The organism is Sphingomonas sp. (assembly GCF_035998645.1).
GTDB lineage: Bacteria > Pseudomonadota > Alphaproteobacteria > Sphingomonadales > Sphingomonadaceae > Sphingomonas.
This window is the reverse complement of the sequence record NZ_DASYHL010000005.1, coordinates 864556-885471: the sequence shown is the minus strand read 5'-3', so window position 1 is coordinate 885471 and position 20916 is coordinate 864556. Positions and strand designations below refer to the sequence as shown.

Annotated in this window: 18 protein-coding genes; 12 read left to right on the top strand and 6 right to left on the bottom strand. The window is 64.8% G+C overall.

Annotated elements, in window-relative coordinates; translation table 11 throughout:
- Positions 1–30 precede the first annotated feature (30 nt).
- Positions 31–426, bottom strand: coding sequence for a hypothetical protein (locus VGN66_RS17895; RefSeq protein WP_327520132.1), 396 nt, complete (start codon positions 424–426; stop codon positions 31–33).
- A 58-nt stretch (positions 427–484) separates the two neighbouring features.
- A complete protein-coding gene (locus tag VGN66_RS17890; protein WP_327520131.1) occupies positions 485–1045 on the bottom strand; it encodes a helix-turn-helix transcriptional regulator in 561 nt (186 codons plus the stop codon).
- A gap of 266 nt (positions 1046–1311) precedes the next feature.
- Here VGN66_RS17890 and VGN66_RS17885 point away from each other — a divergent pair, with 266 nt between their 5' ends.
- Complete coding sequence (locus VGN66_RS17885) at positions 1312–2160, top strand: hypothetical protein (protein ID WP_327520130.1); 849 nt, start codon at positions 1312–1314, stop codon at positions 2158–2160.
- 9 nt (positions 2161–2169) lie between these two features.
- A complete protein-coding gene (locus tag VGN66_RS17880; RefSeq protein WP_327520129.1) occupies positions 2170–2472 on the top strand; it encodes a hypothetical protein in 303 nt (100 codons plus the stop codon).
- A 101-nt stretch (positions 2473–2573) separates the two neighbouring features.
- Here the strand turns inward: VGN66_RS17880 and VGN66_RS17875 are convergent, their stop codons facing one another.
- The 4 genes from VGN66_RS17875 to VGN66_RS17860 form a co-directional block, all read right to left on the bottom strand.
- The gene (locus tag VGN66_RS17875; protein WP_327520128.1) at positions 2574–3038 is read right to left on the bottom strand and encodes a MucR family transcriptional regulator; all 465 of its coding nucleotides are present in this window, start codon (positions 3036–3038) and stop codon (positions 2574–2576) included.
- 174 nt (positions 3039–3212) lie between these two features.
- Positions 3213–4301: an NAD(P)/FAD-dependent oxidoreductase gene (locus VGN66_RS17870; RefSeq protein ID WP_327520127.1), complete on the bottom strand. Its 1089-nt coding sequence runs from the start codon at positions 4299–4301 to the stop codon at positions 3213–3215.
- Complete coding sequence (locus tag VGN66_RS17865) at positions 4298–7249, bottom strand: LodA/GoxA family CTQ-dependent oxidase (RefSeq protein WP_327520126.1); 2952 nt, start codon at positions 7247–7249, stop codon at positions 4298–4300. The genes VGN66_RS17870 and VGN66_RS17865 overlap by 4 nt, the downstream gene beginning before the upstream one ends.
- A 365-nt stretch (positions 7250–7614) precedes the next feature.
- Positions 7615–8028 carry a cupin domain-containing protein gene (locus tag VGN66_RS17860; RefSeq protein ID WP_327520125.1) on the bottom strand — a complete coding sequence of 138 codons (414 nt, stop codon included), beginning with the start codon at positions 8026–8028 and terminating at the stop codon, positions 7615–7617.
- A 420-nt stretch (positions 8029–8448) separates the two neighbouring features.
- Here VGN66_RS17860 and VGN66_RS17855 point away from each other — a divergent pair, with 420 nt between their 5' ends.
- The 10 genes from VGN66_RS17855 to mobA all read left to right on the top strand — a co-directional run bounded on the left by VGN66_RS17855 (position 8449) and on the right by mobA (position 20914).
- The gene (locus VGN66_RS17855) at positions 8449–9030 is read left to right on the top strand and encodes an ANTAR domain-containing response regulator (protein WP_327520124.1); all 582 of its coding nucleotides are present in this window, start codon (positions 8449–8451) and stop codon (positions 9028–9030) included.
- Positions 9031–9041: 11 nt separating this feature from the next.
- On the top strand, positions 9042–10223 hold the full coding sequence (locus tag VGN66_RS17850; protein WP_414713229.1) for an ABC transporter substrate-binding protein: 1182 nt from the start codon (positions 9042–9044) through the stop codon (positions 10221–10223).
- A gap of 253 nt (positions 10224–10476) precedes the next feature.
- On the top strand, positions 10477–11715 hold the full coding sequence (locus tag VGN66_RS17845; protein WP_327520122.1) for a nitrate/nitrite transporter: 1239 nt from the start codon (positions 10477–10479) through the stop codon (positions 11713–11715).
- 4 nt (positions 11716–11719) lie between these two features.
- Positions 11720–12913: a hypothetical protein gene (locus VGN66_RS17840; RefSeq protein WP_327520121.1), complete on the top strand. Its 1194-nt coding sequence runs from the start codon at positions 11720–11722 to the stop codon at positions 12911–12913.
- Positions 12913–15393 (top strand): nitrite reductase large subunit NirB, encoded by a 2481-nt coding sequence (gene nirB / locus VGN66_RS17835; RefSeq protein ID WP_327520120.1) that lies wholly within the window; start codon positions 12913–12915, stop codon positions 15391–15393. Before VGN66_RS17840 ends, nirB begins: the two co-directional genes overlap by 1 nt.
- Positions 15390–15731 carry a nitrite reductase small subunit NirD gene (nirD, locus tag VGN66_RS17830; protein WP_066661227.1) on the top strand — a complete coding sequence of 114 codons (342 nt, stop codon included), beginning with the start codon at positions 15390–15392 and terminating at the stop codon, positions 15729–15731. The genes nirB and nirD overlap by 4 nt, the downstream gene beginning before the upstream one ends.
- Positions 15731–18325 carry a molybdopterin-dependent oxidoreductase gene (locus VGN66_RS17825; RefSeq protein ID WP_327520119.1) on the top strand — a complete coding sequence of 865 codons (2595 nt, stop codon included), beginning with the start codon at positions 15731–15733 and terminating at the stop codon, positions 18323–18325. The genes nirD and VGN66_RS17825 overlap by 1 nt, the downstream gene beginning before the upstream one ends.
- Positions 18315–19097 carry a uroporphyrinogen-III C-methyltransferase gene (gene cobA, locus VGN66_RS17820; protein WP_327520118.1) on the top strand — a complete coding sequence of 261 codons (783 nt, stop codon included), beginning with the start codon at positions 18315–18317 and terminating at the stop codon, positions 19095–19097. Before VGN66_RS17825 ends, cobA begins: the two co-directional genes overlap by 11 nt.
- Complete coding sequence (locus tag VGN66_RS17815) at positions 19090–20325, top strand: molybdopterin molybdotransferase MoeA (protein WP_327520117.1); 1236 nt, start codon at positions 19090–19092, stop codon at positions 20323–20325. Before cobA ends, VGN66_RS17815 begins: the two co-directional genes overlap by 8 nt.
- A complete protein-coding gene (gene mobA, locus VGN66_RS17810) occupies positions 20315–20914 on the top strand; it encodes a molybdenum cofactor guanylyltransferase (RefSeq protein ID WP_327520116.1) in 600 nt (199 codons plus the stop codon). Before VGN66_RS17815 ends, mobA begins: the two co-directional genes overlap by 11 nt.
- Positions 20915–20916 lie beyond the last annotated feature (2 nt).

Here is a 20916-nt window from a genome sequence, read left to right as displayed (position 1 = left end):
TCGTCGCGCTGCCTCGTCAATGGCTTGGCGTCAGACCGCTTCCGTCGGGACAACCGGTGCACCAAGAAAGTCCGGCGCAGCGCCGTTTGGCTTGCGCACATCCCAGGGACAAACCGGTCCCGGGCAACCCCAGCCATGTTCAGGCAGCGGCGTGCGATCGACGGCTTTCATGAAGCTGGCATGGGCCAGTTCGAATGCGAACTTCGCGTTCACCGAATGCTGTGTGCCCTCGGCAAGCGCCCGACCCGCGGTTGCCAGGCGACCGCGAAAGACCGGGTTCTCGCTGAGTTCGAGGAGCCGGGCCAGTGCGCGGGCACCATCGAGCGCGGCGAAGCCCTGGGCGTGCTCGGCCGGCAGGAAGGTTTCGGCGACCTCGGTAGCCGCCTCACACGCCTGTTTGATGTCGCTGTCCTTGAAGTTGAGCATAGGTTCCCCCTGTCCGCCGACGGGGTCGGCAGAGCATGTGTGCCAGTGATTGAAGCAATCAGTTGATGAAGCCGAACTTCGTGAGCGTGGTGTCCAGCGACTGAACGGCGGCGAAGGCGAGGAATGTCACGAAGATCACTCCAAGGGTGGCCTTCACCATCCACCAGACCCGTTGAATCCGCGTCAGCTCATTGTCTCGTCCCCATCCACCGACGTTCGTCGCCTGATCGGCGAGGTCCAGGGGCATGGAACGGTCGAAAACCGCACGCTCTTCCCGAAGGACGCTTCCGATCACCACCTCCGCTTCGACGATGATGGCCTCCTTGGGATTGACCGATTTGCGATCCGGCTCAACCGGCTCCGACTTAAGTTTAAACTTGTTAAGGTGCTCGCCAGCATCGTGGCGCCGCAGCATTTCGGCAGCCTCATATCGGTCTGCGGCACCAAGGATGCGCCGCACCCGCGACGCGTACATGTTGACGGTATTATGAGAGAGGCCGAGCTTGCGGGCGATAATCTTGGAGTTGGCGCCCGTGCCCGCGAGGCGGATACAGTCCAGCTCAACCTCCGAGACGACCGGAAGCTGAACGTCGTTACCGCCGGGTGAATCGCCGCCCATCCTGGTACGATAGAAAGAACGTTAATAATCGATAAGCCTAAATCCGCCGCGGTGTTGGGCCGCTCGTTGCAATGCAATGAACTGGAGACGTCTCACCACCCTTGAACTGGATTGGGCCGGTCAGGGCAGTTGCATCCGGATTGGATGAACCCGCGCGCAACTTCCCCAACGCTGCGTTAGAGTTGAGCGATCTGATTGGGCGGGGTGAGTACGCAATGGAGGGACATGCGCTTGAACCGACCCGGTTCGCTACGAGAACCGCATTCTTGTTCGGTGATGATCGTGAGGGGACTGACTGTGCGCTCGCGGCGATCGAGGACGCAGGCCTGCGGTGTCGGATCGTCGACGGCATAGGCACAGCCCATCTCGCGCTCGAGGACGGCTTCGCCGATCTCCTTGTGTTGGAGGCTGGTGCGACTTCGCCTGACGCGCTCACGGCCTTGCTGGTTCGCATGTGCGCTTATGCGTCGGAAACAGGGACTCCGATCATTGCGAGCGCGCCGCTCGATCAGATCGACCTTGTCGCTGCATTTCTCTGGCCTGGCGAGGCGCAACTCCTGTGTGACCCGACGAGTGACGACCGCGGTGCCGCGATCGAGGCTGCGCTCGCCAGTCGGTCCATGCGCGTCCTTCACGATAAGAGTTCAGCGCGCACCGCCGAACTCGAAGGGCTTCGTCGGGACGTCAAGCGGATCGCTCAGCGGGTTGAGTCTCTCGCAGGCGATATGCCCTACTATCTCGACTCTCACGACATCGCCGGTCCTGCGCGGAAAGAGCGCGCCGACGAGGTGCGGTTGCGGATTCGCGCGCGCAGGATGCGCGACAAGTTCTTTGATCCGGGCCTCTTTGCCGATCCGGCCTGGGACATTCTTCTCGATTTATACTCAGCGCATCTCGAATATCGCGAAGTTTCGGTATCCAGCCTGTGTATCGCCGCTGCAACGCCGGCGACGACCGCGCTGCGCTGGATCGGGACGATGACGGACGAGGGCCTTCTGGTGCGCCGACCGGACGGCAACGACAAGCGACGACAGATCATCTCGCTGTCCGACAACGCGCTGCGTGCGATCGATCAATATTTTGCGGCGGTGGCAACAGGTCGCGTCGGTCTATAGTCTGACACCATGATGTTCGACCCCGAGCAGGTTCGCGCGGACGCCCAGCGCAGCGTCTTTCTGGCCACGATCCAGACGATCAAGACGCTCGGCGAACAGTCGCGCGCCGGCGGCCCGGGCCCACGCCTCGAGCTCGCTGCGACGATCGACGGACTTCTTGAAGTGATCGCCGCACTTCTGGTCGAAGCGCGGGTTTTACCCGATGGATTTGCCGAGCAGGAGCTTTGCGAAGACGTGGGACAAGCATTGCTCCATCACATCCGCCAGACCATGCGCGAGCAGAGCGCTGAAGACCCGCACCTCAGGCACTGATCGGTTGTGCCACGCGTTGCGCCAGAGCCCCGCGCGAAGAACAGTCAGAAATCCACGCCAACGCTATGGTCTTCCCGCCTTCGGCGCGGCCTCGCTACCGGTCAGGCCGGCTTTGCAGCGCGTTTCTTGCGGGCTCCGCCGTTGTTACCGAGGCCGATTTTCTTGGCCATCTCTCGACGTTGCTCGGAATAGCTCTCCGCCACCATCGGATAGTCGGGCTTGAGGTTATACCGCGACCGATACTCTTCGGGTGTCATGCCATGCGTCGAGAGGTGCCGGCGCAGCGTGCGATACGGTTTCCCGTCAATCAGCGAGATGATGTGATCTTTCGACGCAAGTGACTTGCGCACCGAAACCGCCGGCACGAATTCTTCAACAGCGGCTGCGCCTCCGTCGTTTTCAGGCAGGTTCGACGAGGATGCCGAGAGATCGACGAGTGTCGCGTGCATCGTGCGAAGAAACGCAGGCACGTCTTCGGGCACAATCCGGTTATTCTGATTGCCGAGCCAGGCGATTGTCAGTTCGGTCGCAAGCTCGACTGGGTTCAGAACGGCGTCTTCGTCCATATCCTAGATCCTTCTCGGCACAGCAGCACTGATCGAAATACATCCATATTGGATGAATTGCGCATGTCGAGAAAAACAACGCGTTGCGCCGGCTCTGTGCGCTATGCGCACTACCCAAAACGCGCAGCGTCAGCGCGACACCTTAGGGTCGCCAGGACGACGCTGTCTTGATCTTTAGCGCATTGACCCCGTATCGACTTGGCGACGGCTCCAGAACTCGGCGTCCGGCCAGCGCGTCTCCATACCGTAGTACAGCGCATGATGGCGCAGATACGCTTGCCAAATCAGGCGCATCCGCTCGGCAAATCGTGGCGTCGCCGCATCATCGCCAGCGATTAGCGCCAGGGTTGCATCGCCCGCCTCGAGGCCGGTCGCGAGGGCATTGAATAATCCTTGGGAGGAAAGCGGGTCGAGCGCCATGGCTGCATCGCCCGCCGCCAGCCAGCCGTGACCCGCCGCGCTTCGCGCGATCGTGTTCGCGGCGCAGACCTCGGGAGAGGTCGCGCGCGATCGCTCGATCTGGCCGATTGCCTCAGCCAGCCCTGGAACCCGGCGCGCTGCCGCCAGCGGCCCTTCCTTGAGCGTTGCGCGTAGCGCCGGGCTGTCGGAGTCGCAATGGTACGCGACCAGCCGCTCGCCGCCCGGTACTACCGCAGTATACCACCAGCCGCTCTCGACCGCATGGGTGTAGGTCACAGGGTCGTAGCGCGAGCCTGCGGCGATCCGCGCATAGACGCAGGCCAGCCGATCGACCACGAGCTTGTGTTGTCCAAATGCAGCGAGCAGCCGCGATCGGCGCCCGCTCGCGTCGATCAGGCGCCTTGCAGCAACAACTGTCCCGCTATCGAGCGACAGGCTCCATCCCGTCGGGGTGCGAGCGACTGTGCGCACCCGTGCATGGTGGAAAACCGCGCCGTGATCGAGCGCAGTGGCGCGCAGGTCGGCTTCAAATCTCGCGCGATCGAGGTGCCAGCCAGCACCGTCCGGATCGCGCATGGGATCGAGTTCGACCGTTCGGTCCGAACCCCAGCGACTGATTTTCAACAGGGCTGGGCCATGGTGGGCCGCGACGAACCGTGGCCATGCGCCGATCGTCTTGAGCAATCGGTGCGCCGCGCCGGGCAGGCTTTCGCCGATCCGCCACTGCGGCGTCGCGATGCGATCGATCAGCGCTACGGATGCTCCTGGCGCAATGACGCAGGCTGCAGCCGAACCAGCCGCGCCTGCGCCGATGATCGCGACATCGACTGTAGCTCTGGTCATCGCCGCTGGGGCGGCAGTCCGTTGGGAAAGCGATTGACCAGCGCGATGCCCGAGAGATCGACTTCGGTCGCCGAGCGCTCTCCGCGCCGCGCAACCGGTCCTGGTGCCGCAGCCGGCGCCATGCGCAGCATCTGTGTTCGACGCTTGGCTGGCTCGGTGAGTTGTTCCTGTTCAGGTGTGATCAGCCGCGCATAATCCTCGACTTCGATCAACGCCGGGAAATCGGCATCGCCCGGCCCCTCGCGCACCTCGACCACGCCGAGGAAATCGAAATGGTGGATCATGTTGTTGATCTGGTGCGTGTAACCATCCGCTCCCAGCGGCTCGATCCATGCCTCGCGATTGGCAAAGGCCTTGCGCCGTTCGGACAGCGGTCGGCTCTTGTCCATCACGATCTCGTAATTCTCCTTGGTCAGCACCTCGTTGGGGACGCGTGCCGGCCAGAAGGTCGGGACATAGGGATCATAATTTGGCGTATAACCCGAGCGGCAGCTGCTGGTATCGGTCTGCCAGGGTACCGCCATCCAGCGCGTGATGCCGCCCGCCTGCTGGCCATAGAGCGGGCCGTTGGGGATGGTGACATCGTCCGGGGTCAGGACCTCGCTCGGCGGGGGCGCGATCCAGCCTTGCGGCGCATGGCGGAAGCGGAAGGGCGCCATGTACATGGTCGCACTGCGTACCGGCCAGGTCATCTCGCAGCCGGGATGGAAGGCATCGGCGAGGCAGAATTCCAGCGCGGCGCGGGTGAGCATCTCGCCCTGCTCGGCGAGCGGTACCCCCTCGATGCTCGCGGGCGGCACCGCCGCCGGATCATAGTCCGCGTCGAAATTGCCCTCGGACCATTGCCACAGCATTGCCATCTGGCAGTCGCTCAGCACCGAATTCTGGCGCGGGCTGGCGACCGGGGGAATATTCATCGCATCGCCGTAGAGCCAGGGCCAGGGTACCGGCGAATTCGCATCGGTCTCGAAATTGCGGAAATTATTGTAGATGACGCGGCGCTGCTCGCGATAGGCGGGGCTGGTGCTGCCGAGCCGGGCGATCGCGGCCGTGCTGGTCAGGTCGAACACGCCCTCCCAGCCAAACCCGGCGGCAAAGCCTGCATTGACCCATTGCAGGCCCTGCATCCGCTCGAAGATCGGCAGGATGTCGCGGGTGAACGAGGGGCGGGTAGGGGCAGCGAGCTTACCCGCCTTGATCGCGACGTCTCGCATCAGGTCCCACATCGTCCGCACCGATTTGCGCTGCGGGCCATAGTTGGGCGGGGCGACCACCACCCAGGCCGGGATGACCTGGATTTCCTCGCCGTTGAGCGTGACCTTCGCGGTTACCGGGCCATCCGACACGTCGTCATACCAGCCTTCGTTGTTGGCGAAGGTGATCGCGGCGCTGTCATCGATGCTTGCCGATACACCCTTGCCCCCAAGCACCGTCAGGCGTTGCTCGGCGTCGGTCATCGCCTCGCCAAGATAGACGGGGATATCGACGAAGTGGCCTTCGAACTTTTTCGCTCGCGCCTTCGCACCCTTCAACACCTGTGGCTTGGGATTAATCGCGAGGGATGTGCGATCGGCAACGCTGGGATTGCGCAGCGTCGTCGGCGGCGCGTAATTTGCCTCTGGAATGTCGAGCGCGAGCTGGAAGCCGTACCAGGCCGATTTTTGGTTGGCGAGCTGCACGGTCCATTCGATTTTGGCGCTTGGTTCCATGCCAGTCAGCTCGCGGACGATCTCGCCACGGGCGTTGACGCCATAGATGCGGAAACGCGCTGCCTGGCGCTTGAGGCGCTTGTCCTTGTCGCGATAGCTGCCAGGCGGCAGCGGCGCTGGATCGGTGACCTCGGGTCCGTAGAAATAATCGTCGCTGCTGCCGACCCGGGCGACGCCGATCGCCGGGTAGATCACCGCCTGGACGATGCAATTATCGCGCTCGACCGGATCGGCCTCGGCTGCGCGCGGCTCGGACGGATCGCCGGTGAGCTGGCCATTGGCGCGCTGGCGCATCGCGGCACCGGCCGCGTAGACGGTGCGGCGCACGACCGCGATCGTCGACTGGTCGTTCGGCCGGTTGGCAGGCGGCACCCGCCAGATGTTGAACGAGAGATTCTGCCCGTAGTCCGCCTGGCCGGGCGCATCGATCCGCTGCTGCGGGATGACCAGCGTGGCGACGGGGACGAACGGGCTTTCCGCTTCCGGCCACACGGCATTGGCTTCGTCGAGCGGCATCGTCTCGGGATTGGTGCGAAGCTGGATCTCGAGCGTGAAGCGATACTCCCGCTCGGCCAGCCGATTGGTGAGATCGATCCTGAGATAATCATTGGCATCATCGGGCACGTCTTCCGGCACCGTCTGAGGAACCAGGCGGTATTTCACGACCTGCTCGCCGAGATGGAAGGGCAGGATTGCCCAATAGCTGTTGGTGAGACACGATCCGCGCGGTGCGCTCATGGCGTTCAGGACGTCGTTGATGTCCGGATGCTTGGCGAGGTACGCATCATAGTCCTTCTGGACGACGCCCGCGTAGGTGAACTCGACCATCGTCTTGGCGGTATTGAGGAAGAACCGGTCGATATTCTGCATGATGAGGTCGGCGGTCTCGCCATGCTCACCCAAAGCGTTCTCGCCCGGCACGCCGAATAGCTTGATGCCAATCCCGCACATGCTGCCAAGGTCGGGGTCAGTCGGGCCGGTGTCGCTCGAAAAGCGCATCCACGCCCTCAGGCGCTCATGCGCGAAGATTCCGACGCGCCAGTGTTCCGGAACATCCGCATGCCGCTCGAGCCAGCCATGGGCGACGCCATGCAGCTTGCGAAACACCGCCCGCTGCGCGGGTGGCGGATTGAGCCGCGTGTCGCGCGCCTGCCCGATTTCGACAAACATCTCCGTCAGCCGCTCGGCGGCTTCGCCAGGCCTGTCGAAACACTTCGGTATCGGCAGTTCCTTTTCCATTGTCCCCTCCGCGCAACGAATTAGCTTCTCGATCGTGTTCAACGAACATGCGGGAGACAAGCTGTATTGAATCCGATCTGACGCCTTTATCCATCGAACAACAGGAGCTTAGGGTGTCTATCGAGGCAGTAAATGTGAAAATATATCCTGCGCAATCCTGAATAATATGCGACTACCGGTGGACGGATCTGACAGTGGCTTCGAGAATATTCATAAACGATATACCGGAAATATCACTCAAGCTGAAGCCGACATTCTCGCCCTACAGGATGGTGGATCGCCGGCCCGGTACCGGTATGACTTTGCGTCGACGCTCCCCCAGCGGAACAACAGCGTTGCGAAATCTAGCCAAGCCATCGCCATCGTCAGTGCTTTTCGAGATGTGGTACCGGCACGACAAGCGCCTTGCCCTTCTCGACGATGTACGTCGCCAGTTCGGCACCGTTCGTGGTGCCGGGGTTATGGGCTTTGTGCGCGACACCGGAAGGCACGAATAGCACTTGCCCTGCCCTTAGAGTCACCGGGCTCTTGCCCTCGAGCTGATACTCCAACACGCCTTCAATGACATAGATCACCTCTTCGCCGGGGTGGCGGTGCCAAGGCGCGGTGCCCCCAGGCGCGATGTCGATCCGCGCCTGGACGGTCTCGCGGCCATCGATTGACAGGTCGTGGCGCTGCAGGTCGGTGCGCTTGACGCCCTGCGCGCCTTGGGCCGTAGCTGCGAACGCGCCGCACAGGATGAGGGCGGTCGCGATGGCAGTTGCGATTTTAATGTGCATATCCGTTTCCTTCTGAACTGGTCACTTTGACCCGAGGGCTTCTTGCGTGAGACGGTATAGGGTGAAGGCCAAGTGGTGGCGCGAGCCGAAACCGACAGTATGCAGGACATAAGTGACATCAGCGGAACGACCCGTAGTCTCGCGTAAATCGGGCTTCTGCAAATTTTCTGACCCTCAGTTTTCGGCGATTTTTGACCAGATGCAGACAGCCCAGGAGCGGTCAGCAGCTTTTTCTTGCGTCCCCTCGTCGGCACGGACCCCAGTAAACCTGTCCGCTTGGTCGCGCGAAACCACCTGGAGCGGACCTGTTCCTGGCCTGTCGGTTGTCCCCACATGCGCATATGTCATCTGGTTCGATGAATGAATCCGGCCGCCGCGAACCATCTGGTGCAGTCGGGCGCGCTTCAATAAGAGCGCGATATGCGGATCGCGATCATCGACACCAGCTCAACGCGCGCCGCGATCATTTCCGATGGGCTGCGCGAAGCGGGCTTGCTCGATGTGGTCCTGATCGATCCTGCCGGCCCACTCGCCGCGCAGATTGAGGCCGCACGGCCTGAAGTCGTGCTGATCAACCTTGAAAATCCGAGCCGTGACCAGCTTGAGGATTGTTTTGCCATGTCGCGCGCGCTCGACCGACCGATCGCGATGTTTGTCGACCAGAGCGACGCTGAATCGACCGGGGCGGCAATCGACGCAGGCGTGAGCGCCTATGTCGTAGACGGGCTGTCGAAGCAACGGATCAAGCCGGTGATCGATCTGGCGGTGCGGCGGTTTCAGGCGTTTTCGAGGCTTCAGCGCGAACTGAACGAGGCAAAGAGTGCGCTTGCAGAGCGCGCCACGGTCGACCGCGCCAAGGCGATCCTGATGAAGCGACGCGAGATCGACGAGCCCGCCGCTTATGCGCTTCTGCGCGGACAGGCGATGCGTACCAATCGCCGGATCGTGGAGATCGCCGAGGCGATCGTCACTGCAGAAGCGCTGATGGGGGATGTTCCGTGACCGACGAAACGATGCGGATCGGCTTCCTGCCCCTCGTAGATGCGGCACTGCCGATCCTGGCGCATGAGCTGGGCTTTGCGCAGGCGCAGGGGCTAAGGCTCGAATTGGTCCGGGACATGACTTGGGCGACGGTGCGTGATCGGCTGCTCTATGGCCACACCGATGGCGCGCACATGGTCGCGCCGCTGGCCATTGCGACTGCATTGGGCAGGGGGCGGCCGGCGGTGCCGATGGCGGTGCCGTTCGTGTTGGGGCTTAACGGCAACGCGGTGACCTTTTCGACCGCGCTCGCTGATGCGGTGGGGCTGGGTGAAACGCTGGGCGATCCGGTTGCGATCGGGGCTGCGCTGAAGCAGGTCGCCGGGGCGCGGCGTCTACGCTTCGGCGTGGTGCATCGCTACTCGAGCCACAACTACATGCTGCGCTACTGGCTGGGGGGGGTGGGCATCCGGCCGGATGTCGATATCGATATCGTTGTCACAAGCCCGCCTTTCGCCGCCGATGCGCTGGCGGCGGGGGAGGTTGACGGGATCTGCGTCGGCGAACCGTGGAATTCGATCGCGGTCGATCGCGGGGTGGGCCGGATTGCCCTTGCGACCGCGCAGATCTGGCGCCGCGGGGTAGAGAAGGTGCTGGCCCTGCGCAGCGCTGTCGCGGACGAGCGGCGCGATGCAGTGCTGCGCCTGATCCGCGCGCTTCATGAGGCTGCAGCCCATTTCGTCGATCCCGCCAATGCCGAGGCGAATGCCGCGATTCTCGCCCGCAGCCATTACCTCGACTCGTCCGCCGATTCGATCCTGCGTGCGATCACCGATCGGTTGCGACTGACCCTGGGGGGGCAGCCAGTTCACTATCCCGATTTCATGTTCCAGTATCGTGAGGCGGCGAACTTCCCATGGCGCAGCCAGGCGGCGTGGCTGTACGCCCAGATGACGCGCTGGGACGGGATCGCCTATTCGGATGCCGACGCCGCAACCGCGACCGAGGTTTTCCGCCCCGATCTGTACCGCGAAGCGCTGTCGGGTTCGGACGCGCCGCTGCCGGGGGCCAGTTCAAAGCTCGAAGGCGGCCTCGATGCGCCGGTCGGTGTCGGCTCCGTACAGGGCCGGCTGACCCTGGGCGCCGATCGCTTCTTCGACGGGCGATCGTTCGATCCCGAGGACATCGCCGGATATCTCGCCAGCCTGCCGTGACGCGCTGCAACTAAAAATATTGCAACTGCGAAGATTCGTGTTGCGCGCAGCCGACGAATCAGGCAGCTTTCCTCCTGTCCGGCGAAGTGGCCGGCAAGATTGATGCGTCGCGCTGCCAACGGGGGGAGCGAAGCGTAGCAGGGCGGAGCGAAGGCTCCTTCACCGCAACAGGCAACGATGCCGCCAGAACGCGCCCATGCGGCCGCCGTTCTGGCGGCTTTTTTCGTGCCCGTCGCATTCGGGGACTGAGACGATGGCAACAACATATCTGGACGCGCAGCCGTCCGTGGAAAAATCGACGTTCTGGTCGAGCGGGCATAAGCCGACACTGATCGCCGCGTTTCTCTATTTTGATCTCGCCTTCATGGTGTGGGTGCTTCTTGGCCCCCTCGCGCCCGAAATCGCCAAGACACTGGCGCTGACCCCCGCGGAAAAAGGGCTGATGGTGGCAGTGCCGACGCTGGCCGGAGCGCTGCTGCGGGTCGTCAACGGATTGTTGGTCGACCGGATCGGGCCCAAGAACTCCGGAACGATCAGCCAGATCATTGTCATCACCGGTCTGTTCATCGCTTGGGCGCTGGGCGTGACTAGCTTTGGCGGGACGCTTGCGCTCGGAGTGATCCTCGGCTTTGCCGGCGCGAGTTTCGCGATCGCGCTGCCGCTCGCCAGCCGCTGGTATCCGCCCGAACACCAGGGCAAGGCTATGGGCCTTGCCGGTATGGGCAATTCGGGCACTGTCCTTGCTGCATTGTTCGCGCCGGGTCTCGCCAGGATCTTTGGCTGGAACGACGTGCTGGGCCTGGCCTGCATTCCGCTGACCCTTGTGCTGGTCGCCTATGTCATGATGGCCAAGGACGCGCCGGGCCGCCCTGCGGCCAAGTCGCTCCGGGATTATTTCCAGCCGCTCAAGACGGCCGACAGCTGGTGGCTGATGGGCTTTTACGCGGTGACGTTCGGAGGATTTGTGGGGCTGGCTGCCAGCCTGCCGATCTACTTCACCGACCGGTTCGGGCTGACAACGATCCAGGCGGGCTATGCGACCGCGGGGTGCGTGTTTGCAGGATCGCTGGTGCGACCGGTGGGCGGCGCGCTGGCCGATGCGATTGGCGGGGTCAAGGCGCTGATCGGGGTATTCATCCTTGCTGCCTTTGCGCTGGCCGGGGTCGCCATCGCCGACACTTTCGTCACCGCGCTGATGCTGTTCGTGATCGGCATGCTGGCGCTCGGCACCGGCAACGGGTCGGTGTTCCAGCTGGTGCCACAGCGCTTTTCGGCGGAAATCGGCGTGATGACGGGCCTTGTCGGCATGGCGGGCGGCGTTGGCGGCTTTTACCTCGCCTCGTCGCTGGGCCTTGCGAAACAGTGGACCGGCAGCTTTTCGGCCGGCTTTCTGATCTTCGCCGGGCTTGCGATTGTCGCGCTGGTGGGGCTGCTGCTCGTCAAGAGCAAGTGGCGCGCGACCTGGGGCACCGCTGCCGGCGTGCGGATCTGATCCGATGCGGATAGTGCTCCCTCTCATCGGGCTGCTGGCCGCGACGCCCGCCACTGGCCAAACCCTCAAGCCTCTGATCGACGCGCGGCTGCGCTACGAACAGGTCGAACAGGACGGTCTGCCTCTCGACGCACAAGCGGTGACGCTGCGGGTCCGCGCCGGGGTTCAGGCAAGCCTAGGGCCGCTGACCGCGTTGGTCGAGGCGCAGGGCAATCTCGCCATCGTCGATGACCGCTTCGACGGCCTCTCCGGATCGGCGGCGCGTCCCCTGATCGCCGATCCGGAGACTGTCGCGATCCATCGCGCACAGCTAGCGCTCAAGCTTCCGGTCGTCACGCTGACCGCGGGGCGCCAGCGGATCACGCTCGACGATGAGCGCTTTGTCGGCGCAGTCGGGTTCCGCCAGAACGGGCAGAGCTTCGACGCAGTGCGCGCCGAGGCGACGCCGGTGAAGGGCGTGAAGGCCGACCTCAGCTATGCCTGGAGCGTGCGGACGATCTGGGGAATCAACGGTACAGGAGCGCGGCAACGCGCGGTGGGCGGCGACAATGTCTTTGCCAACCTGTCGTGGGTCAGCCCGATCGGGACGCTGACCGGCTTTGGCTATTGGGTCGATCAGGACGAGGCGGCGGTGCAGGGGTTTCGCCTGTCGAGCCGGACCTTTGGCGTGCGGCTGGCGGGTATTCGGACGCTGGGCAACGCGAAGCTTGACTATCAGCTCAGCCATGCGCGCCAGAGTGACATGGGGCGCAACCCCAATGACTATGCCGCCGCTTATTGGCTGGCGGACGTGTCGGTGGACCTCAACGGCCCGAAGCTGGGGATCGGGTATGAGGTGCTTGGTGCCGACACGGGCGTGGCGCTGACCAGTTTCCAGACTCCGCTCGGCACCAATTTCAAATTTCAGGGCTGGGCCGACAAATATCTGGCCACGCCGCCCGATGGCGTGCGCGACCTGTATCTGAGCGCGGGCTGGGGCTGGAAGGCGATCGGCCCGGCCAAGGGGGTGACACTGCAAGCCGCGTGGCACCGTTACGAAAGCGACCGGCTGACCCGCCACTATGGCGACGAACTCAACCTGGTGGCCTTGGCGAAGCTGGGCAAGACCACCGCGTCGGTGCGCTACGCCGATTACCGCGCCGACGGCTTCGCCACCGACACGCGCAAATTCTGGCTGCAACTGGACTGGACACTTTGATGGAACTGCGACCCGTAACGGCTGCGAAGGACGACGCGCGCGAGCACCTTGTGGTGATCGGCAACGGCATGGCCGGGTGCCGCGCGGTCGAGGAAATCCTGGCGCGCGATCCGACCCGTTATCGCGTGACGATCTTCGGCGCCGAACCGCGTGTGAACTATAACCGCATCATGCTCTCGCCCGTTCTTGCGGGGGAGAAGGCGTTTGAGGACATCGTCATCAACGGCGCGGATTGGTACGCCGAACATGGCATCGACCTGATCTCGGGAGACCCGGTGGTCGGCATCGACCGCACCGCCAAGACGGTGACGTCACGCGCGGGGGTGAGCACTCGTTATGACAAGCTGCTGATCGCCACCGGCTCCGATCCCTTCATCATTCCGGTGCCGGGTCACCAACTGCCAGGCGTGATTGCGTTTCGCGACATGGACGATGTCGGCACGATGCTCGCCGCCGCCGAAAAAGGCGGGAGCGCGGTGGTGATCGGCGGCGGGCTGCTCGGGCTGGAGGCGGCGCATGGCCTGAGCCTGCGGGGCATGAAGGTCACCGTGCTGCACCTGATGCCGACGCTGATGGAGCGGCAGCTCGATGAAGCGGCAGGATGGCTGCTCAAACAGGCGCTGGAGGCGCGCGGCCAGACGATCCTGACTGGCGCGGACACCGCCGAGATCGTGGGCGACGGCAAGGTCGAGGGCGTCGTACTCAAGGATGGCACGCGGATCGCGGCCGATCTGGTGGTGATGGCGGTCGGCATTCGCCCCTCCGCAGGTCTTGCCCGGACGGCAGGGCTGGAGATCGGACGCGGGATCAAGGTCGACGACCATATGGTCACGTCCGATCCCGATGTGCTCGCGGTCGGCGAGTGCGTCGAGCATGACGGCAATGTCTATGGTCTGGTCGCGCCGCTGTGGGACATGTGCCGCAGCCTCGCCGACCATCTGACCGGTAGCCCGAGCGGCTATCGCGGATCGGTCACCTCGACCAAGCTCAAGGTGTCGGGGATCGACGTCTTCTCGGCGGGGGATTTCTCTGGCGGGGATGGGTGCGAAGACATCGTGATGCGCGACGCCGCGCGCGGGGTGTACAAGCGCGTGGTGGTCAAGGACGATCGCATCGTCGGCGCGGTGCTGTATGGCGATACCGCCGACGGCAATTGGTATTTCGACCTTTTGAAGAAGCAGGAGAGCGTTGCCGATGTCCGCGACCTGCTGATCTTCGGCCAGGCCTTCGCCCAGGGAGGGGGCGCGGCGGACCCTAAGGCGGCCGTTGCGGCGCTTTCCGATGATGCGGAAATCTGCGGCTGCAACGGCGTGACCAAGGGGCAGGTGGTATCGTGCATCGCCAAGGGCGCACATAGCCTCGATACGGTGCGGGCGATCTGCAAGGCGTCGGCGAGCTGCGGGAGCTGCACCGGGCTGGTCGAGACCGTCCTTGCGCTGACGCTGGGCGATGAAGTGCAGGCCGGTGCCCGCACGATGTGCAAATGCACCAGCTTTGGCCATGACGATGTCCGGCGCGAGATCGTCGCACAGAACATGCGATCGATACCGGAGGTGATGCAGAAGCTGCACTGGAGCACGCCCGATGGCTGTTCCTCGTGCCGTCCTGCGCTCAACTATTACCTGCTCTGCGCGCTGCCGGGCGAGTATGTCGACGACCAGCAAAGCCGCTTCGTCAATGAGCGCATGCACGCCAATATCCAGAAGGACGGCACCTATTCGGTCGTCCCGCGCATGTGGGGTGGTCTGACCAACCCGCGCGAGCTGCGCGCGATCGCCGACGTGGTGGAGAAGTACAACGCGCCGATGGTCAAGGTGACCGGCGGCCAGCGGCTCGACATTTTCGGGATCAGGAAAGAGGATCTGCCCGCGGTCTGGGCCGACCTCAACGCCGCCGGGATGGTCAGCGGCCACGCCTATGGCAAGTCGCTGCGCACGGTGAAGACGTGCGTCGGCTCTGAATGGTGCCGGTTCGGCACGCAGGATTCGACCGGCCTTGGCGTCAGAATCGAGCGCGCGACCTGGGGGTCGTGGATGCCGCACAAATTCAAGATCGCGGTCAGCGGCTGTCCGCGCAACTGCGCCGAGGCGACGATCAAGGATTTCGGCGTAGTGTGCGTCGACAGCGGCTATGAGCTGCATGTCGGCGGCAATGGCGGCATCCATGTCCGCGCCACCGACCTGTTGTGCAAGGTTGCGACGGAGGCCGAGGCGATCGAGCATTGCGCCGCTTTCATCCAGCTTTATCGCGAGGAAGCGCGCTATCTGGAGCGCACCGCGCCGTGGATCGAGCGGGTGGGCGTCGAGTATGTGCGGTCGCGGCTGCTCGATGACGATGCCGTCCGCGCCGACCTCGCCGCGCGCTTCTTCTATTCCCAGACGTTCTCGCAGGACGACCCTTGGGCGCAGCGCGCGCAGGGTGCCGAGCGCGAACATCACGCGCCGATGGCGCGCTTCACCCCCGTTGGAGAGATGGCATGACCACCGCCGAATGGCTCGATATCGGCTGGCTGAACGAGATTCCCGTGCGCGGCAGCCGCACGGTGCAGGTCGAGGGCGGCGACGACATCGCGATCTTCCGCACCGGCGAAAATAAGGTGTTCGCGCTGCGCGACCGCTGCCCGCACAAACATGGGCGGCTGTCGCAGGGGATCGTCCATGGCGGCGCGGTGGCGTGTCCGCTTCATAACTGGCGCATCTCGCTGACCACTGGCGAAGCGCTGGGCGAGGACAAGGGGTGCACGCCGACCGTCCCGGTCAAGATCAGCGCGGGACGCGTGCTGATCTGCCGTGCGAGCACGCTGAAGGCCGCTGCCTGATGAACGAGGTGATCCGCACCACCTGCGCCTATTGTGGGGTCGGCTGCGGCATTCGCGCGACCGTCACGGGTAAGCGCGCGGTGCGGATCGAGGGCGATCCCGACCATCCCGCCAATCGCGGGCGGCTGTGTTCGAAGGGCACCCATCTCGGCGAAACCGTCGGTCTGGAAGGGCGGCTGCTCCATCCGATGATCGGCCTCAAGCGCGCTAGCTGGGACAAGACCCTCAACCTCGTCGCAAAACGCTTTCGCGACACGATCGCTCGGCATGGGCCGGGCAGCGTCGCCTTCTACGTCTCGGGCCAGTTGCTGACCGAGGACTATTATGTCGCCAACAAGCTGATGAAGGGCTTCATCGGCACGGCGAACATCGACACCAATTCGCGGCTGTGCATGTCGAGCGCGGTGGCGGGCCATAACCGCGCTTTTGGCGAGGATGTGGTTCCCGCCAGCTATGACGATCTCGACGCCGCCGACCTGATCGTTCTGGTGGGGAGCAACACCGCATGGTGCCACCCGGTGGTCTATCAGCGCATCGCCGCGCGGCGCGAGGCGGGTGCGAAACTGGTGGTGATCGATCCGCGCCGTACCGAGACCGCGGAGGAGGCGGATCTGCATCTGCCGATCCGGCCCGGAAGCGACGTCGCTCTGATGAACGGCTTGCTCCACTGGTGCCGTGAGGCGGGTGTGCTGGATGAGGCGTATCTCAACGCGCATGTCGCGACGCCCAAGGAATTCTGGGACGAGGTAGGAGAGGGGAGTGACCTGTGGTCGGTGGCGCGGGTCTGTGACGTGTCGCCATCAGACCTCAGGCGCTTCTATGAGCTCTTCGCCGCGACGCCGCGGACGGTGACGCTGTTCAGTCAGGGGGTGAACCAGGCGCTTGCCGGCACCGATCAGGTCAACGCGATCCTCAACGTCCATCTGGCGACGGGGCGGATTGGTAAGCCGGGTGCCGCGCCATTCTCGATCACCGGGCAACCCAATGCGATGGGCGGTCGGGAGGTAGGAGGGCTCGCCTCCACCCTCGCTGCGCACATGGATTTCGCACCCGAGAACCGCGACCTTGTCCAGCGCTTCTGGGCCTCGCCCGCCATCGCTCAGAAGCCGGGACTCAAGGCGGTCGACCTGTTCCGGTCGATCGGCGAAGGGCGGATCAAGGCGCTGTGGATCATGGCGACCAATCCGGCCGTTTCGATGCCCGACGCGGGGCGGGTGCGTGAGGTGCTGGCTGGCTGTCCGTTCGTCGTGGTCAGCGACGTGATCGAGAGGACCGACAGCGCAGATTATGCCCATGTCCGCCTGCCCGCCGCTGCCTGGGGGGAGAAGGACGGGACGGTCACCAACAGCGACCGCACGATCAGCCGCCAGCGCGCGCTCTTCCCGCTCCCCGGTGAGGCGAAACCCGACTGGTGGATCATCAAAGAGGTCGCGCGGCGGATGGGGTGGAAAACCGCCTTTGCCTATGACCGCCCCGCCGAAATCTGGCGCGAGCACTGCCGGCTGTCGACCTATGGCAATGACGGCAAGCGCCTGTTCGCGCTGACCGATGGCGGGGCCGGGGGCAACGCCGCCTATGACACGATGACGCCGTTCCGCTGGGGTGGCGTGCCGTTCGCAACTGGCCGATTTTCGACCCCGGACGGTCGCGCGCGGCTGATCAGCGTGGCGCAGAAGCCGATCCCCGCGCCGCTGCGCGACTGGCCGATGACGCTCAACACCGGGCGCTATCGCGACCAGTGGCACACGATGACGCGCACCGGCCTGTCGCCGAAACTGGCGCGTCACCGCGAGGAACCGCTGGTCGAGGTGCATCCTGAGGATGCCGTCGAACTCGAGCTGACCGATGGCGGGCTTGCGCGGGTGGCGACGCCACAGGGGGACAGCATCTTCCGCGTCGCGCTGACCGAGACGCAGCGGCGTGGCGAACTGTTCACGCCGATCCACTGGACCGACCGCACTTCGACCGGTGGGCGCACCGGGCTGCTCCCGCGTCCGCTCACCGATCCGCATTCGGGCCAGCCCGGGTTCAAATCGACGCCGGCGAAGATTGCGCCCATCGCGACCGAATGGCGCGGCTTCCTGATCCTGTCGGGCGAGTTGGCCGCACCCCCGCGCTGCCTGTGGGCGACGCGGGTGGCGGTGCCGCAGGGCAGCCTGTGGGAGCTCGCGGGCAATGGCGATGCGACGCGGATCGAGGCGCTGCTGCCGCGCGGCGAGCGGGTCGAGGCGATCGATGCCGCGCGCGGCACGCGGCGGATCGCCGTGCTCGCTCACGGAAAGCTGGCGGCGGTGCTGTTCGTTACCCGCACCGGCGAGTTGCCGACACGTGACTGGCTGATCGCACAACTCAGCGAGGAACACGCCGCACCGACTCTGCTCGCCGGTCGCGCGCCGGGGGCGCAGCCCGATCGCGGTGCGGTGATCTGCGCCTGTTTCGATGTCGGGCTCAACTCCATCGTCGCGGCAATCCGTGACCGTGGGCTTGCTGATGTCGCCGCAATCGGCGGGGCGCTGCAGGCCGGCACCAATTGCGGATCGTGCCGTCCGGCGCTCGCCCGCATTCTTTCGGAGGTAACGTCCGATGCAGCATGACGCGTTTCCACGGGGTAGCGTTTGGCTGGTCGGCGCAGGTCCGGGCGATCCCGACCTGCTGACGCGCAAGGCGGTGCGGCTGATCGAAGCGGCCGACATCGTTTATCATGACGCATTGGTCGGACAGGGCGTTCTCGACCTGATCCCTGCCGGTGTCGAGCGCGTCAGTGTCGGTAAGCGCGCCGGGCGGCATTCGAAGGATCAGAGCAGCATCGATGCGCTGCTGGTCGCCGCCGCGCGCGCGGGACGGCGCGTGGTGCGGCTCAAGGGGGGCGATCCGTCGCTGTTTGGACGCTCGGCCGAGGAAATGACCGCGCTGCGCGAGGCAGGGTGCATCGTGCAGGTCTGCCCCGGCGTAACAGCGGCAAGCGCTGCCGCAGCCTCGGCGGGGGTGTCGCTATCGCTGCGCGGTCTTGCGCGCGAGGTGCGGTTCGTGACCGCGCATAGCCGAAACGGCGCGGCACTCGATCTGGACTGGACATCGCTTGCGACCCCAGGCGCGACGCTCGCTTTCTATATGGGCCGTGGCGCGGCGGGAGAGATTGCACGACGGCTGATCGCGGCGGGCGTGGACCGCGCGACCCCAGTTCTGATTGCTTGCAACGTCAGCTTGGGAACTGAAAAACGGCTCTCGACACGCCTTGATCTGCTCGACATTGCTACCCGTGCATTCGCCGATGACGCGCCGACGCTGATCCTGATCGGGGAAGCGGTACGGGTCGAGGATGTCGCTCTGGTCGATGACAAAGGTCGGAGAGTCGCCCATGGGTAAACCCGAGGCGCTTGCTGCCAACCCTGAACCCTGTGCCGCCGCGATGGATTACGACGTCGCGCAGGCCATCCTCACTCTGCACGCTCTCCCGCTCGGCGAAGAAGAGATTGCGCTTGCAGCGGCGGCCGGCCGTGTCCTCGCCGAACCGGTGATTGCGCAGATCGACTCGCCCCGGCGCGATTGCGCGGCGATGGATGGCTATGCGGTGCGAAGCGTTGACCTAGATGGCGCGCCGCTTCGGATTGTGGGGACGTGCTACGCCGGTGCGTGCGATGCCGGATCGGTCGCGGCGGGCGAGGCGATGCGGGTAATGACGGGCGCGCCGATGCCGCGTGGCGCTGATCGGGTCATCGTCGCCGAGCGGAGCCTTCTGCAAGGCGACCATGTTGTTCTCCATGCGTCTCCCGGTGAGCGCGCGCATGTCCGGTTGCGGGGGAGCGACTTTCAAGCTGGGGCGACGTTGCTGCCACGTAGCGCGCTGCTGGATCCCTTCGCACTGGTCACCGTGGCTGCCGCCGATGTCGCAGTGGTGCGGGTATGGCGAAAGCCCCGGGTCCTCATCCTTGCAACCGGGGATGAGATCGTCGAACCGGGGACGGCGATCGGCAATGCGCAGGCGATCCCCGACAGCCTGTCGATCGCGCTTTGCGCTTTCGCGCGCGAATGGGGCGGTGGCGACATCTCAACGCGGCGTGTCGCCGATGACCCGCCTGCGATCCGCGCCGCCGCGCGGGAGGCGCTCGCCGAGGCCGATCTGCTGGTCATCGCCGGCGGCGCGTCGCGCGGTGACCGAGATCACTGCCGCGCCGCATTGACCGCAATGGGACTGGAGATCGCATTTGCAGATTTGGCGATCAAGCCGGGCAAGCCGGTCTGGTTCGGGCGTCTCGGCGGACTTGCGGTGTTGGGCCTGCCCGGCAACCCGACGGCAGCGCTGACTGTCGCCCGCCTGTTCCTCGCACCTTTGCTCGCCGGTCTCAGCGGGCGCCCCCTTGCAAGCGCGTTGGATTGGCGCACCGCAACTCTTGTGGACGCGGTCCCGGCCAACGGTTCGCGTGAGGCCTTTCTCTGCGCGGCCGAAGAAGGCGACCGCGTCCGCATGCTCGACCGCCAATCGGCGTCGGGACAGGCGCTGCTTGCACATACCCGGTTTCTCATCCGCCGTCCGGCCAACGCCCCCGCACTCCCCGCAGGAGCGCCGGTCCCCGCTCTCGCGCTTGGCCATTGAGATGCGGCGGCTGGGGGCCCTCATCGCTGGCGGCGCCTCGCGCCGCTTCGGAAGCGACAAAGCGCTTGCGACGATCGGCGGCGTCAGCCTGATCGAGCATGCGCGCGGCGCGCTCGAAGCCCAGGTGGATGAACTGGTTCTCTGTGGCCGCCCATCGCATCGAATGCGCTGGATCTCCGATTGCCCTGCGCCTGGGCTCGGGCCGTTGGGCGGGCTCAACGCCGCGCTCGCTGACGCGCGCGCGCGCGGATACGAGGCGGTTGTGACGGTACCCGTCGACGTATTTCCGCTCCCGCTGGATCTCGTCGATCGTCTCGGCTCATCCGGCCCCTGCGTGTTTGCCACCCAGCATCTGATTGGCCTCTGGCCCGCCGATCTTGGTCCACGGCTGGATCTGCACATCCTATCCGGCTGTCGTTCACTGCGGTCCTGGATCGGGGCGACCAATGCGAGAATAGTGGACGATGCGCGTCTGGGCCTCTCCAACATCAACACCCGCGCCGACCTTGCGGCTATGCTTGCCTTGAGTGGCCTATCGAAATCGGCCTCGTCGAATGGATTGCCATCACTGGACGGGGCCTCGGTTTAACC